13 protein-coding genes and 3 tRNA genes are annotated in these 13,479 nt (G+C 53.4%); 5 read left to right on the top strand and 11 right to left on the bottom strand.

Annotation, left to right across the window (positions count from 1 at the left end; translation table 11 throughout):
• Positions 1-26: 26 nt before the first annotated feature.
• Entirely contained in the window at positions 27-296 is a 270-nt protein-coding gene (locus tag EP25_RS0116745; protein WP_031434957.1) for an FmdB family zinc ribbon protein, read from the bottom strand.
• A 106-nt stretch (positions 297-402) separates the two neighbouring features.
• Between EP25_RS0116745 and pyrC the strand changes: the two genes are divergently transcribed.
• Complete coding sequence (gene pyrC / locus EP25_RS0116740) at positions 403-1,437, top strand: dihydroorotase (RefSeq protein WP_031434956.1); 1,035 nt, start codon at positions 403-405, stop codon at positions 1,435-1,437.
• A gap of 228 nt (positions 1,438-1,665) precedes the next feature.
• Here pyrC and EP25_RS0116735 read toward each other — a convergent pair whose 3' ends face one another.
• The 3 genes from EP25_RS0116735 to EP25_RS0116725 all read right to left on the bottom strand — a co-directional run bounded on the left by EP25_RS0116735 (position 1,666) and on the right by EP25_RS0116725 (position 4,248).
• Positions 1,666-2,253: a UbiX family flavin prenyltransferase gene (locus EP25_RS0116735; RefSeq protein WP_268745420.1), complete on the bottom strand. Its 588-nt coding sequence runs from the start codon at positions 2,251-2,253 to the stop codon at positions 1,666-1,668.
• Positions 2,246-3,214 carry a prolyl aminopeptidase gene (gene pip / locus EP25_RS0116730; protein WP_031434954.1) on the bottom strand — a complete coding sequence of 323 codons (969 nt, stop codon included), beginning with the start codon at positions 3,212-3,214 and terminating at the stop codon, positions 2,246-2,248. Before pip ends, EP25_RS0116735 begins: the two co-directional genes overlap by 8 nt.
• A 122-nt stretch (positions 3,215-3,336) precedes the next feature.
• A complete protein-coding gene (locus EP25_RS0116725) occupies positions 3,337-4,248 on the bottom strand; it encodes a porin family protein (protein WP_031434953.1) in 912 nt (303 codons plus the stop codon).
• A 502-nt stretch (positions 4,249-4,750) separates the two neighbouring features.
• Between EP25_RS0116725 and thiO the strand changes: the two genes are divergently transcribed.
• Together thiO and EP25_RS0116710 are read left to right on the top strand one after the other, a co-directional pair.
• Positions 4,751-5,842: a glycine oxidase ThiO gene (gene thiO / locus EP25_RS0116715; RefSeq protein WP_031434951.1), complete on the top strand. Its 1,092-nt coding sequence runs from the start codon at positions 4,751-4,753 to the stop codon at positions 5,840-5,842.
• Positions 5,843-5,851: 9 nt separating this feature from the next.
• Positions 5,852-6,865, top strand: a complete 1,014-nt coding sequence (locus EP25_RS0116710; protein WP_031434950.1) for a quinone-dependent dihydroorotate dehydrogenase — start codon at positions 5,852-5,854, stop codon at positions 6,863-6,865.
• A 310-nt stretch (positions 6,866-7,175) separates the two neighbouring features.
• Here EP25_RS0116710 and EP25_RS0116705 read toward each other — a convergent pair.
• The 4 genes from EP25_RS0116705 to EP25_RS23510 all read right to left on the bottom strand — a co-directional run bounded on the left by EP25_RS0116705 (position 7,176) and on the right by EP25_RS23510 (position 7,692).
• Positions 7,176-7,251: transfer RNA gene (locus EP25_RS0116705), tRNA-His, on the bottom strand.
• A 20-nt stretch (positions 7,252-7,271) separates the two neighbouring features.
• Positions 7,272-7,348, bottom strand: a tRNA-Arg gene (locus EP25_RS0116700).
• A 6-nt stretch (positions 7,349-7,354) separates the two neighbouring features.
• Positions 7,355-7,431: transfer RNA gene (locus EP25_RS0116695), tRNA-Pro, on the bottom strand.
• Between the two features lie 84 nt (positions 7,432-7,515).
• Positions 7,516-7,692, bottom strand: a complete 177-nt coding sequence (locus tag EP25_RS23510; RefSeq protein ID WP_160172746.1) for a hypothetical protein — start codon at positions 7,690-7,692, stop codon at positions 7,516-7,518.
• Positions 7,693-7,824: 132 nt separating this feature from the next.
• On the opposite strand from EP25_RS23510, the gene EP25_RS0116685 reads away from it, so the two are divergent.
• Positions 7,825-8,613, top strand: coding sequence for an RMD1 family protein (locus EP25_RS0116685; protein WP_031434949.1), 789 nt, complete (start codon positions 7,825-7,827; stop codon positions 8,611-8,613).
• 181 nt (positions 8,614-8,794) lie between these two features.
• Here the strand turns inward: EP25_RS0116685 and sucD are convergent, their stop codons facing one another.
• From sucD to EP25_RS0116670, 3 genes are all read right to left on the bottom strand, one after another.
• A complete protein-coding gene (gene sucD / locus EP25_RS0116680) occupies positions 8,795-9,682 on the bottom strand; it encodes a succinate--CoA ligase subunit alpha (protein WP_031434948.1) in 888 nt (295 codons plus the stop codon).
• 13 nt (positions 9,683-9,695) lie between these two features.
• A complete protein-coding gene (locus EP25_RS0116675; protein WP_031434947.1) occupies positions 9,696-10,877 on the bottom strand; it encodes a malate--CoA ligase subunit beta in 1,182 nt (393 codons plus the stop codon).
• Between the two features lie 140 nt (positions 10,878-11,017).
• Positions 11,018-11,971, bottom strand: coding sequence for an HpcH/HpaI aldolase/citrate lyase family protein (locus tag EP25_RS0116670; RefSeq protein WP_031434946.1), 954 nt, complete (start codon positions 11,969-11,971; stop codon positions 11,018-11,020).
• A 327-nt stretch (positions 11,972-12,298) separates the two neighbouring features.
• Between EP25_RS0116670 and EP25_RS0116665 the strand changes: the two genes are divergently transcribed.
• Positions 12,299-13,465, top strand: coding sequence for an aminotransferase class V-fold PLP-dependent enzyme (locus tag EP25_RS0116665; protein ID WP_031434945.1), 1,167 nt, complete (start codon positions 12,299-12,301; stop codon positions 13,463-13,465).
• Positions 13,466-13,479 lie beyond the last annotated feature (14 nt).

Below are 13,479 nucleotides of genomic sequence, written 5' to 3'. Positions count from 1 at the left end.
ACGTGTTTCGCTCGAACCGTGCAAGGTTAGTGGCTGGAGCAGGTCCCCCCCGAACAGCAGCTACCGCCGGAACTGGCCGGCGCCGAGCTCTCGCCGGCGACGTTTTTCTTGGTGCCGCTTTTGAAATCGGTTTCATACCAGCCGCCGCCTTTCAAGCGGAAACCGGCCGCCGATATTTTCTTTTTCAATTCCGGCTCGTTACAGGCCGGACAAACCATTAACGGCGCATCGCTGATTTTCTGCAATGCTTCATGCTCGTGACCGCAAGCTTCACATTGGTATTCGTAAATAGGCATGTGCCTCTCCCATAAAAAACAAATAAATCAATAAATAGGGGCGGAATTTGTTTTTTCAAGACCCTTCTATAGAATAACGGACTATTTTAATCGAAAACCCGAGACAATGGATAAAATAACGCTTACCCAGCCCGACGACTGGCATTTGCATGTCAGAAACGGAAAGATTCTCCGCCTGGTCATCGGCCATACGGCGCGTCAATTCGGCCGGGCCATCATCATGCCCAACCTGAGACCGCCAGTCACTAGCGTTAGTGCCGCACTGGATTACCGTGCTGAAATTCTGGCGGCGTTACCGGAAGGCAGCGAATTCAATCCGCTGATGACGCTCTATTTGACCGATAACACCCCGATTGGGGCAGTGCAAAAAGTCGCCGAGTCGCAACATGTTTACGCCTTCAAGCTCTACCCGGCCGGAGCCACGACCAACTCCGATTCCGGCGTATCCCATCTGGACGGTATTTTTCCGTTATTGGAAGCGATGGAAAAACATCAAGTCCCGTTATTGATTCACGGCGAAGTGACGGCCGACCAATACGACATTTTCGACCGGGAAAAAATCTTTCTGGAACAAAACCTCAGCCGGATAGTGCGCCGGTTTCCGGCACTGCGCATCGTCGTCGAGCATCTGACCACCGAGGAAGCCGTGCAGTTCGTCACCGAAGCCTCGGCCAATGTCGCCGCGACGATCACGCCGCAACATCTCCTGTTTAACCGCAATGCGATTCTGGCCGGCGGCATACGCCCGCATCATTATTGCCTGCCGATTATCAAGCGCGAACATCACCGCTTGGCTCTGGTCAAAGCCGCCACCAGCGGCAACCCGAAATTCTTCCTCGGCACCGACAGCGCTCCTCATCCAACGCACTCGAAAGAAAACGCCTGCGGCTGCGCCGGCTGTTACAGCGCCCATGCCGCTTTGGAACTGTATGCCGAAGTCTTCGAGAAAGAAAATTCCCTGGACAAACTGGAAGGCTTCGCCAGCTTTTACGGCGCCGATTTTTACCGCCTGCCTCGAAACCAGAAAACCGTCACGCTGGAAAAACAACCCTGGCAAGTACCCGAACACTATCGGCAGGGTGACGTCGACATCACGCCCTTGAAAGCGGGGGAACAGTTGAGCTGGAAATTCATGGAATAAACGGTACCCACTCCATCAAATCCTTAATGCGGCAGGCGGACTTTCAAACAAAGTCCGCCCCTGCTACGGAGTCAATTACAAACTCTACTGCTCGCACTTCGAACTTTGGCATTTATCCAAGGCGGTACAGGGGAGTTTAGCAGAGGTTTCGACAGCATGGATGCTGTCGAAACCTCCATGGAAGGATTTACGGCGTCCTCTGATAGACGCCCCTGTGCCGAAATTTCATTAACTATGAGTATATAATCCGTTCCATTCCTTAAACAATCCGGTATCTATTCCATACATATCGAGGATGCGGCCGACCCCCTCGTCAACCATCGCTCTCAGCGAGTCGGTCTTGTTGTAAAAAGCCGGCATGGGCGGATAGATGATCGCGCCCATTTCGGTCGCGCCGGCCATGTTGCGGATATGGGCCAGATTCAGCGGCGTTTCCCGCGGCATGAGCACGACCTTGCGCCGTTCTTTCAGGGCCACATCGGCGGCTCGGGAAATCAAGTTATCGCCGAAGCCGTGGGCGATCGCGGCCAGGGTTTTCATCGAACAAGGCGCGACGATCACGCCTTCGGTCTTGAACGAGCCGCTGGCGATACAGGAGGCGATATCGTTGATGCCGTGGGTCACGTCAGCCAAGGCATACAATTCCGCCCGCTCCATCTCCAGTTCATATTTCAAATTGACCAGGCCGGCCGAGGAAATGACTAAATGGGCTTCCCAATCGTCCTGATGTTGTAAAACCTGCAGCATTCTGACCCCGTAAATGGCGCCGGTCGCGCCGGTCATTGCGATAACCAGACGTTTTTTTTGCTTATTCACGAGTATTTCCGTTAGTGCAAAGCGCCAGCATTTTATCGGTCGCCGCCACCAAGGCGTCGACCATTTCCTCGCCCTGGGCGACATGACCGGCATTCGGCAAGACGACATATTCCGCCGCCGGCAAGGCTTGGGCCAGCCTGTAACCGGACTCCAGCGGACAAACCATATCGTTGCGGCCGTGTACGATGACCGTCGGCACGTCCTGCAGCACCCCGCAATTCTTCAGAATCTGGTTCTCCGCGACGAAATAACGGTTTTTAGCGTAATGCATTTCCATGCGCATCTGTCGAACCATCTTCTCGGTGATATGCTCGGGTTCATTCTCCGGCCGATAGCCCGAGCCCAATGCCGTTTGTCCGCCCCAGGCCATCCAGGCCCGCGTCACCCGTCTTTTGCCCACTTCATCGTCGCCGAAAATCGTGTCGCACAAAGCGGGCAGCAAATGCTTCCGTCCGGATTCCGGAACGCTTTCTACCAACGCCTCCCACAATTCCGGATAAATTCTTCCGGCGCCGTCCTTGACGAACCAATCCAGGTCCTTGCTGCGCGCCAGAAACACGCCGCGAATGATCATTCCAATCACCCGTTCCCGGTGCTGCTGGGCATAGAGCAAGGCCAGCGCCCCGCCCCAGGAACCGCCGAACAACAACCAGCGCTCGATATGCAATTGCCGGCGAATGCGCTCCATATCGTCGATCAAATCCTGCGTGGTGTTGTCCTGCAATTCGCCGAACGGCAGCGAGCGCCCGCAGCCGCGCTGGTCCATCAGGATGATGTGATAGCGTTCGGGATCGAAAAAACGACGATGGTCGGGGCGGCAACCGGAACACGGGCCGCCGTGCAGAAAAATGACCGGAAAACCTTGCGGATTGCCGCATTGTTCGACATAGACCCGATGCACGCTGTCGGTTTCGAGCAGAAAAGAATGGAACGGTTCGATTTCGGGGTATAAAGGCTTCATGCGTTGACAACAAGATTCGGTCTAAGATTTTATTTTACCCCGAACCGCTAGCTTTTTTCAGACATAAAAAAAGGGAAGGCCGCCAGCCTCCCCTTTTCGGGTTTCGTTAAGATGAAAGAATCTTAGAATTTGAAACCGATCGAACCGCCCAGCGTGAAACCGTCGGTGTCGACGCCGTCGACATCGTCAAAGGTGTGATGGTAACGGCCGTCCGCACCGATCAAGATACCGTCGAAAACTTCGTACTCGGCACCGGCGCCGAACTGCATGCCGGTGTTCAAGACGGTTACCGCATCAGATGGCGGGCTGATGATATTCATGTCCAAACCGACCGGAATCAACCAAGGACGGAATTTGCTGCCGTGCATGAATTTGATTTTTGGAGAGGCACTGATTCTTAATTGGTTAACTGTTACCGATTGCTGAACGCCTGTTAAATTTAATCCCGTAGCTGCAGACGCAACTGTTTCGAAACCATTTTGTTTTCTTTGGGCTATTTCAGCATATTCAAGACCCAATTCGATGCCGAAAGACGTATCATCCATCAGACCGAACAAGTCATTGTTCATGTTGAAATCGATCGCGCCGCCATAGTAGAAGGCGTCTTTATCCGCTTCACTGGTCAGCACGTCTTCACCGAAACCGGTATTAGCAACAGTTCTAGTCGAACCACGGTTGTCGTTGAAATGCATCCAACCGCCGCGTACGGAGAAGACATGGTCTTTGGTCGCGACATGGACCGGCGCGCTCTTAACCGACGCCATCCATTGATCCAGCTCCTGGACTTTCGCGGTATTTGAAGCTGCCGCATTGGCGGAAGCGGCTTTGACGCGGCTCAATTCGGCCTGCATCGCTTCCATCATCGCCGCCATTTGTTTGACTTGCATTTCCAACGCATCGGTTTTTTTCGCGGTGGCATCTGCAACGCGTTCGGCTTTGGAATGTGCAGCCGCTTGTGGAGAAACCATCGCACCGGCCATTGTTACTGTCGCTGCGGCTACGCCCAGCGCTATTCTTGTTTTATTTAGAGTCATTGATTCCCCCTCAAGAGGTTGTTGTTATCAAACTGTATTTGCTGTTATACAACACAGAATTTATACACGGTGGCAATAATAGCAGCAATTCCACTTCCATACAAGTTTTAAGAATATTTTTTTATTTTTTTTCAGCTATTATTTATCAATAACATATAGCATATTAATAAACTAATACAAGAGATTGTTAAAAAAAAACAACAACCCGTTTACCATTTAAGCGACAAACGTAACCAGCTCACGTTTTTTCCATTTCCGACCCGATTTACCTTAAAATAACCGACGATTCTTTCACAGGATTTGGGCGGCGACACTCTTTAGACTCCATAACTCTTTCGCCGGACGCACTAAGCGCCAGCATTTGCGGCCAAGCGCTGCCGAAAAGATCGACACTCGAAAAACCGGCACAAGCACCAAGCCGATTACCGGGTACTGCGTTTTTCTCTGCGGCTCATGATTGACCAAATCCTCGGATTGACAACCCTTCAACCAAGCCTAATAAATGAAACACTCTGCAGACATCACCATCATCGGCGCCGGCATCAACGGCCTGCTCACGGCCAAGGAACTGGCACAAGCCGGCTGCACGGTCACCATTCTCGACAAATCCCGCGCCGGCCAGGAATCGTCCTGGGCCGGCGGCGGCATCCTACTGCCGCTGTACCCATGGCGACAGGCGCAAGCGATCACCGATTTGGTGCTGGACAGCTTACGGAGATACCCTACCCTGTCCCGCGAACTGCTCGAAGCCACCGGCATCGACCCGGAATGGTACGATTGCGGCTTATTGATCTGCAAGACGCCCGATATTTCCGAGGCGATCGCGTGGTGCGAGAACAGCAAAATAGCCTATCACACGCCTGGCGAGGCGTTCTTCAGCAATCTAAACACGCAAACGGAAAATCCGCTATGGCTGCCGCAAATAGCCCAAGCCCGCAACCCGCGCTTATTGAAATCGCTCAAGGCTTATCTGCTGAACAGCGGCGTTCGCATGATCGAACACTGCGAAATAACCGGCATCGAGACCGGTCAACACACCGTCGGGGCCGTCAAAACCCGGCATGAAGCCATCGCCACCGACAAACTAATCATCGCGGCCGGGGCCTGGACCGATCAGCTATTAAGCGATCTGCTTCCTGGCCTGCGGCAAGCCATTGACATCAAACCGGTCAAAGGGCAGATGCTGTTGTTTGCCGCCCGTCCCGATACGCTGCCTCACATGGTATTGGATGGCGACCAATATTTGATTCCGCGCCGCGACGGCAACATCCTCGCCGGCAGCACGGTGGAACAACAAGGTTTCGCGAAAGAAACCACCGACCAAGCCAAAAGCCAGCTTTACCGCTTCGCCACCGAATTGTTTCCGGCCTTGCGGGAATTTCCGGTCGTCGCCCATTGGGCCGGACTCCGGCCGGGCACGAAGGAAGGCGTGCCCTATATCGGCCGCCATCCGGCCCTCGACAACCTGTACATCAATGCCGGCCATTTCCGTAACGGCCTGGTCATGGGACCGGCATCGGCCCGCTTGCTGAGCGACCTGATTTTACATAAAACGCCGGCCGTGGACCCGGCTCCTTATCAAATCAACCCTTGAGCGAATATCATGAACACATATCCCCTGCTGCGCCCTTTCCTGTTTGCATTGGATCCGGAAACAGCGCATGAAGTCACGCTAAAAATGCTCGATATCGCCTACCGGACCGGCTTGTCGGCGATCAGCAAGGCGAGAACGACCGACAAGCCGGTGACTGTGATGGGACTGAATTTCAAAAATCCGGTGGGACTGGCCGCCGGCATGGACAAAAACGGCGATTATATCGACGCCCTGGCCGATTTGGGTTTCGGTTTTATCGAAATCGGCACCGTCACGCCCAGACCGCAACCGGGCAATCCCAAGCCGCGGCTGTTCAGACTTCCGGAACATCAAGCCATCATCAATCGCATGGGCTTCAACAATGCCGGCATCGATCATTTAGTGCATCAGGTTGAGCGATGCACATATAACGGTGTTCTGGGCATCAACATCGGCAAGAATTTCGATACGCCGATCGAGAACGCCAGAGAAGACTATCTGGTCGGCCTGCGCAAAAGCTATCCAGTGGCCAGTTACATCACGATCAACATCTCCTCCCCCAACACGAAAAATCTGCGTCAGCTGCAACAAGGCGACGAGATCAAGAAATTGCTGTCGGTCTTGAAGGAGGAACAGGGCAAACTGCAACAACAACACGACAAATATACGCCACTTGTCGTCAAGATCGCTCCCGACCTGAACGACGAGGAAATTACCCATATCGCAAACCTGCTGAAGGAATTCGCCATCGACGGCGTCATCGCCACCAACACCACCATCGCCAGGGACAAGATCCGGGGCCATCGCCATGCCGACGAGGCCGGCGGACTCAGCGGCGCCCCGGTCATGGAAAGCTCGACCCTGGTCGTTAAGAAACTGGCTAGCGAACTGAGCAACCAATTGCCGATCATCGCCGCCGGCGGAATTTTGAGCGCCGACGACGCACAGGAAAAATTAGCAGCCGGCGCCAGCCTGGTACAAATTTATAGCGGCCTGATCTATAAAGGCCCGCAATTGCTGGAAGATATTTTAAGAAGTCTTTAAAGGGGCAAGGCTTACAAACCAAAACAGGGCATTCGAGGCGAAGAATCTGCGGCCACGAACCCTGCTTTGCCTTGAATCTTTTGCATTACCCATTAAACAAATGGCCGGACTAATTGCGTACTTTATCAAATATTGACCGGCTTTATTACGCCGAAGCAAAATCACCAATACTGCCGGTAAATAAGAGAGGAATACCGTTGTAGCTTATTCAGAAGACCCTGGACAGGAAAATAGATGAAACAGAAAAGGAGGAAACAGTCAACGGCAGGGCTTATAAAGGCGCCAACTCTACTGACGTTTAAATTAATAATGGGGTGAACGATGGGGCTCGAACCCACGACAACCGGAATCACAATCCGGGGCTCTACCAACTGAGCTACGCTCACCATTATTAACCAAAAAAGAATGGCACGCTTGGCAGGATTCGAACCTGCGACCCTCGGCTTAGAAGGCCGATGCTCTATCCAACTGAGCTACAAGCGCAAATCTTGGTCGGGGTAGAGGGATTCGAACCCCCGACATCCTGCTCCCAAAGCAGGCGCGCTACCAGACTGCGCTATACCCCGATCTGAACCTTCTATTTGAGGAGAAACCAAGTTAGTAGGTCACCCTGCGAAGAACGACTATGATACAAACGATGTTTCATATCGTCAAGCTTTTTTGTCAGGCTTTATAAATTTGCTTAACCGCAACGCAAAAGCTGCGCGCATTATACTACAAAACAGCGACATCGCCGCAACCATAAAATGGCCCGCGTCATTTTCCGCACTGCCATCCAACGCCTTGCAAACGGGCTTCAATACCGATAAATTATTTTCTTGCGCCACTTTCCCTTTCCCAAGAATATGATATCTTTCAGCTAATCCCAGCCAGCCATAACTGATACCAACAATCTTTCCGCTTCATTCCCGACCTGAAAAACCACGAGAAGTTGAACTGCCTTCCCTATCCCGTATTAGATGAACGAAACCACTAAACAATGCCTGAGCATTTGCCTCTCTCAGACTTTCGACTTTCCCGCACTGTCCCACTATTTATTGGATAGCCGCCGCGCACAGCTATTCAAGGAGGCCCTGCTGATCGACCATAAGGGCGCGATTTCCGTGATCTTTTCCTATGGGGTGGCCGTGCATTGGAACGTCAAGCTTGACGACCGGCGCATCCTGCACGAGGAAATACTGGGCTTTGCCGTCAACCCGCTGGAGGAAGTGCAGGAAGACTTATTCCATTACAGCGTGGGCGACGGGCAGAATCGTATCCACTACGACCATTTTGAACTGGAATCCGACGATGAGAAGTCTCTGCTGGCCATATCCCACGCCATGGCCCAATCGATCAAACTGGCCGTGTTCGAACAACAGGCGCTGGACACCATCCGCACGACAAGACATTTACCGAACTCATTGGCCACCACAGGCAGAATCAGACTATCCAAAAGCGCACTAGCCAAGATTCGCGGACAATTGTTTCTGACCAAAAGCGACATCAACCTGAACTACGACCTGCTCGATACCCCGGATTTTTTCTGGCAGAACCCGGAATACCAACCGCTCTACAGCATGGCCGCCAATTACCTGGAATTGGCGCAACGAACCGAAGTGTTAACGAAAAAGCTGGAAACGATACACGAACTGCTGGAGATGCTCGCCGACGAACAAAAACACCAGCATTCCTCGGCATTGGAATGGATCATCATCTGGCTGATCGCGGTCGAAATCGTGATCTCGCTGGTGGAAAAGCTTTTTTAGACGATGCCGGCGCAGCAACCGCCTGCCCCGGGTGAAACCTAAGCAAACCCGGGAGGCACTCAGGCACATCGCCCGCTCAACCCGGCCTCGTCACTGCGTGACAAAGCCGGGTCAAATCGCGGACATTAAAAAGCCATATTCCATCGCTGCGGAATATGGCTTTCAAACGACAAGACAGGGTTTATAGCTTCGCCAACACCTCGGCTACAGTCTCGCCCATTGCCGAAGGCGTCGGCGCAATGGTAACGCCCAGCTCTTTCAGCATTTCCACCTTTTCAGCCGCCGATTCCCCGGAAGACGAAATAATGGCGCCGGCATGCCCCATGCGACGGCCCTTGGGCGCGGTCAAACCGGCGATATAAGCGATCAATGGCTTGCTCATGTTTTCTTTCGCGAAAATGCCGGCCTCGACTTCTTGCGGCCCGCCGATCTCGCCGATCATCACCACGACCTTGGTTTCGGGGTCCTGCTCGAATTTCTCCAGAATGTCGCGATGCGAACTGCCGTTAATCGGGTCGCCGCCAATACCGACCGACGTGGAAACCCCGATACCCAGACGCTTCATCTGATCGGCCGCTTCATATCCCAAGGTGCCCGAACGACCGACGATACCGACGTTGCCCGGCATGTAGATATGCCCCGGCATGATTCCCAGCATCGACTTACCTGGACTGATGGTGCCGGCGCAGTTTGGTCCGGTCAGCACCATGCGTTCGTCCTCCGGGAACCGGCGCAGGAAATTTTTTACCGTCATCATGTCCTGGGTGGGAATCCCGTCGGTGATCGCGACACAGTATTTAATACCGGCATCTGCCGCTTCCATGATCGAATCCGCCGCGAACGCGGGGGGAACAAAGATGATACTGGCTTCGGCGCCGGCCTCTTGCACCGCCTCCTTGACGGTATTGAACACCGGACGATCCAGGTGCGTCTGCCCCCCTTTGCCCGGCGTGACGCCGCCGACCACATTGGAGCCGTAGTTGATCATGTCCTGGGCATGGAAAGTACCGATCTTGCCGGTAAAGCCCTGCACGATCATTCGAGTGTTTTCATCAATTAAAATCGCCATTTATTCGTTCCCCTTAGCCTTCTCTCGCTACCACATCATTACGCGCCTGCACCGCTTTTTCAGCCGCTTCCGCCAACGTTTCGGCGGTAATAATCGGCAGACCGCTGTCCGCGATAATTTTACGGCCTTCTTCCACGTTAGTGCCGGATAAGCGAACGATCAAAGGCACTTTCATGTCGATTTTCTTGACCGCATGCACCACGCCCTCGGCGATCCAGTCGCAGCGGTTGATACCGGCAAAAATATTGACCAACATAGCTTTGACGTTTTCGTCGGCCAACACCATGCGGAAGGCTTTCTCGGTCCGCTCCGGCGAAGCGCCGCCGCCGACATCGAGGAAGTTGGCCGGCTCGCCGCCGGCCAATTTGATCATGTCCATGGTCGCCATCGCCAATCCGGCGCCGTTGATCATGCAGCCGATATCGCCGTCCAGACCGACATAGCTGAGACCGCGATCGGCCGCGGCCATTTCGCGCGGATCCTCCTGGGTTTTATCCCGTAGTTCGGAAATTTTTTGCTGACGAAACAAGGCGTTATCGTCGAAACCCATCTTGGCATCCAGCGCGATCAGCTCACCGCTGCTGGTGATGACCAATGGATTGATTTCCAGCATATTGGCATCGCGGTCGCGCATCGCGCGATAACAACCTTTGATTAACTTAACCGCCTGACTGATTTGGGTGGACTCCAAGCCCAATGCGAAAGCCATTTTACGGGCCTGAAAATCACGCAAGCCGACAGCCGGTTCGATATGGATTTTCTTGATCGCGTCGGGATTGCTTTCCGCCAGTTCCTCGATCTCCATGCCCCCTTCGGCGGAACCGACCATGACGATGCGTTCATGGGCACGGTCGACCAGAAAACTGAAATACAATTCCTTGGCGATATCGGTGCCGGCTTCGACATAGAGCCTGTTGCAGACCTTGCCAGCAGGACCGGTTTGATGCGTCACCAGTCTTTTACCCAGCAATTCTTCCGCCGCATCGCTCACTTCGTCGTGTGTTCTGCAAATCTTGATGCCGCCCGCCTTGCCTCGGGCACCGGAATGAATTTGCGCCTTGACGACCCAAACATCACCCCCGATTTCGCGGGCGCGTTGCACGGCATCCTCCGGGCTATAAGCCAAGCCGCCTTCGGCAATTTTAATGCCGTATTCGGCTAAAAGTTGTTTTGCCTGATATTCATGAATATCCATAGCATCCTCTGTACGATATAAAAAATTCTGTAGTGGGGATTCCGCCAAATGGAGGGATTTTGTTTCGTTTTCTTTGGTATAAAGGCATTTGACGGTTAAGTTGAAAAGGCAGCACCGATAGTGCGACCTCTTAAATAGGTTTATTGGCCTTTGGCTTCAATCGCTTCTGCTGTTTTAACAATATTATTCGCCATTCTTTCAGAAGCCGCATCGATCAATCGACCATCCAGTGACGCAGCGCCTTTACCTTGCGCAGCCGCATCTTTCAAGGCCTGCAAAATACGTTTGGCTTTTTCGACTTCTTCGGCCGGCGGCGTAAACACTTCGTTGGCCAATGCGATTTGTGAAGGATGGATCGCCCATTTGCCTTCGCAGCCCAATGCCGCCGCACGGCGGGCAGCCTGTTTAAAGCCTTCCGGGTCTTTGATATCGCCAAACGGCCCATCGATGGGCCGCAAACCGTAGGCACGGCAAGCGACAATCATACGGCTCAGGGCGGCATGCCATTGATCTCCTGGATAATCCGGATTAAGTCCGCCAATATTGACCGTCCGAGCGCGATTGCTGGCGGCATAATCGGCCACGCCGAAATGCAGAGCCTCCAGGCGCCCCCCTAAAGAGCCTTGCTTGGCAATATCCTCGACGTTGGCCATACCCAACGCCGTTTCGATCAGGCATTCGATGCCGATGCGGTTTTTCAACCCTTGCTGCATTTCCAATTGCGTCACCATGGCATCCACCATATAGACATCGGCATACACACCGACCTTGGGAATCAATATGGTTTTCAGCTTGGCGCCGCATTGCTCGACCAGGTCGACCACGTCACGCACCATGTATTGGGTATCCAGGCCGTTGATTCTTACCGAAATAGTAATACCGTGACCTTCCCAGTCCAAGTCGTTGATCGCTTCGATCACATTTTTACGCGCTTTTAATTTGTCATCCGGAGCCACTGCATCCTCGAGATCGAGAAAGATGAAGTCAACGCCGCTTTTTAGTGCTTTTTCGAACATACCGGGATTGGATCCCGGAACAGCTAATTCACAACGCTGAACGCGCTGAGCATTGGCTTCATATAAAGTGTGACTCATTAGTACCTTCCTACTCTTTGCAATGATTTTGGGCGCCTGTACGGCGCTTAAGCGGTTAAATCCAGCCATAACCGGAAATTAAAATAAGCCGATCATTTTACTTTCAGAGCAATTAATGTCAATTATCAGCCGCGGGCAAATTACCTCGATTTAGCGCAAAAACGCTGCAAAATCATAATGAAAGACGAAATCTTAGCGGCATTTATGTGAAGGAGGCGGCTTGCCGATGGAATCAAAATATGGCAAGATTCACAACTTTTTGCGGGTTTCCGCACGTCAAAACCAAGAAACCCTTTCTTCCATTTTAAACAATCAGAGGCATATTCAATGGCTGGTCGTAACCACTTATTTATTCCTGGCCCAACCAACACTCCGCATGAAGTTCTGAGCGCCATGCACGTTCCGATGGAAGATCACCGCTCTCCGGACTTCCCAAAACTACTGAAACCCGTTCTGGAAGACCTGAAAAAAGTGTTCCGTACCGAAACCGGACAAGCCTTCATATTCCCGGCCACTGGTACGGCCGGCTGGGAAATCGCCCTGACCAACACGCTGAGCCCGGGCGATAAAGTTTTGATCTACCGTTTTGGCCAATTCAGCCACCTATGGATGGACATGGCCAAGCGCCTGGGCCTGGACGTCGAATTCCATGAAGTGGAATGGGGCAAAGGCATCCCGCTGGATGCTTTGGAAACCCGCTTGAAGGAAGACGGCAATCATGAAATCAAAGCGGTATTGGCGACGCATAACGAAACCGCAACCGGCGTGACCAGCGACATCGCGGGCGTGCGCAAGGCAATGGATGCGGCCAATCATCCGGCCTTATTGTTCGTCGACGGCGTCAGCTCGATCGCCAGCCTGGACTTCCGCATGGACGACTGGGGCGTGGACGGCGCCATCAGCGGCTCGCAAAAAGGTTTCATGCTGCCGGCCGGCCTAGCCATCGTCGCCTTCAGCCAAACAGCCCTGAAAGCGACCGAAACGGCGAAGTTTCCGCGCTGCTTCCTGGACCTGAGAGACATGGCCAACGCCAACAAAGACGGCTATACGCCCTACACACCGTCCACACCGATGATACACGGCCTGCGCAAGGCACTGGACCTGTTGCTGGAAGAAGGCATGGAGAATGTCTACGCCCGCCATGCCCGCCTGGCCGAGGGCACTCGCCGCGCGGTCGCGGCCTGGGGGCTGAAACTGTGCGCCCATCCCGGCTTCGAATCTAACACCGTTACCGCGGTCGTGGTTCCTGAAGATAAAGACGCGCGTGATGTCATCGGCACCGCTTACAATAAATACAACATATCACTGGGCGCCGGCTTGACCGAAGTTGCCGGCAAGGTCTTTCGCATCGGCCACATCGGCGACATGAACGACGTCTCCATGTTGGGCGCCATCGCCGGCGTCGAAATGGCCATGTTGGATAACGGCTTCGCTATCGTTCCCGGCAGCGGCGTCGCCGCGGCGATCGAATATTACCGCTCCACCGCAGCTTAAAAACCCATCGGCTT

The organism is Methylomarinum vadi (assembly GCF_000733935.1).
Classification (GTDB): Bacteria; Pseudomonadota; Gammaproteobacteria; order Methylococcales; family Methylomonadaceae; genus Methylomarinum; species Methylomarinum vadi.
The sequence above is the reverse complement of the archived record's forward strand: the minus strand, read 5'-3'. Positions and strand labels throughout refer to the sequence as shown.

Bases quoted from the DNA above. Each gene is read 5' to 3' on its own strand.
- EP25_RS0116725 (WP_031434953.1), bottom strand. From the start codon at position 4,248: ATGACTCTAAATAAAACAAGAATAGCGCTGGGCGTAGCCGCAGCGACA.
- EP25_RS0116670 (WP_031434946.1), bottom strand. From the start codon at position 11,971: ATGAGTCACACTTTATATGAAGCCAATGCTCAGCGCGTTCAGCGTTGT.
- EP25_RS0116745 (WP_031434957.1), bottom strand. From the start codon at position 296: ATGCCTATTTACGAATACCAATGTGAAGCTTGCGGTCACGAGCATGAA.
- EP25_RS0116675 (WP_031434947.1), bottom strand. From the start codon at position 10,877: ATGGATATTCATGAATATCAGGCAAAACAACTTTTAGCCGAATACGGC.
- pip (WP_031434954.1), bottom strand. From the start codon at position 3,214: ATGAAGCCTTTATACCCCGAAATCGAACCGTTCCATTCTTTTCTGCTC.
- EP25_RS0116685 (WP_031434949.1), top strand. From the start codon at position 7,825: ATGAACGAAACCACTAAACAATGCCTGAGCATTTGCCTCTCTCAGACT.
- thiO (WP_031434951.1), top strand. From the start codon at position 4,751: ATGAAACACTCTGCAGACATCACCATCATCGGCGCCGGCATCAACGGC.
- EP25_RS0116665 (WP_031434945.1), top strand. From the start codon at position 12,299: ATGGCTGGTCGTAACCACTTATTTATTCCTGGCCCAACCAACACTCCG.
- EP25_RS0116710 (WP_031434950.1), top strand. From the start codon at position 5,852: ATGAACACATATCCCCTGCTGCGCCCTTTCCTGTTTGCATTGGATCCG.
- sucD (WP_031434948.1), bottom strand. From the start codon at position 9,682: ATGGCGATTTTAATTGATGAAAACACTCGAATGATCGTGCAGGGCTTT.
- pyrC (WP_031434956.1), top strand. From the start codon at position 403: ATGGATAAAATAACGCTTACCCAGCCCGACGACTGGCATTTGCATGTC.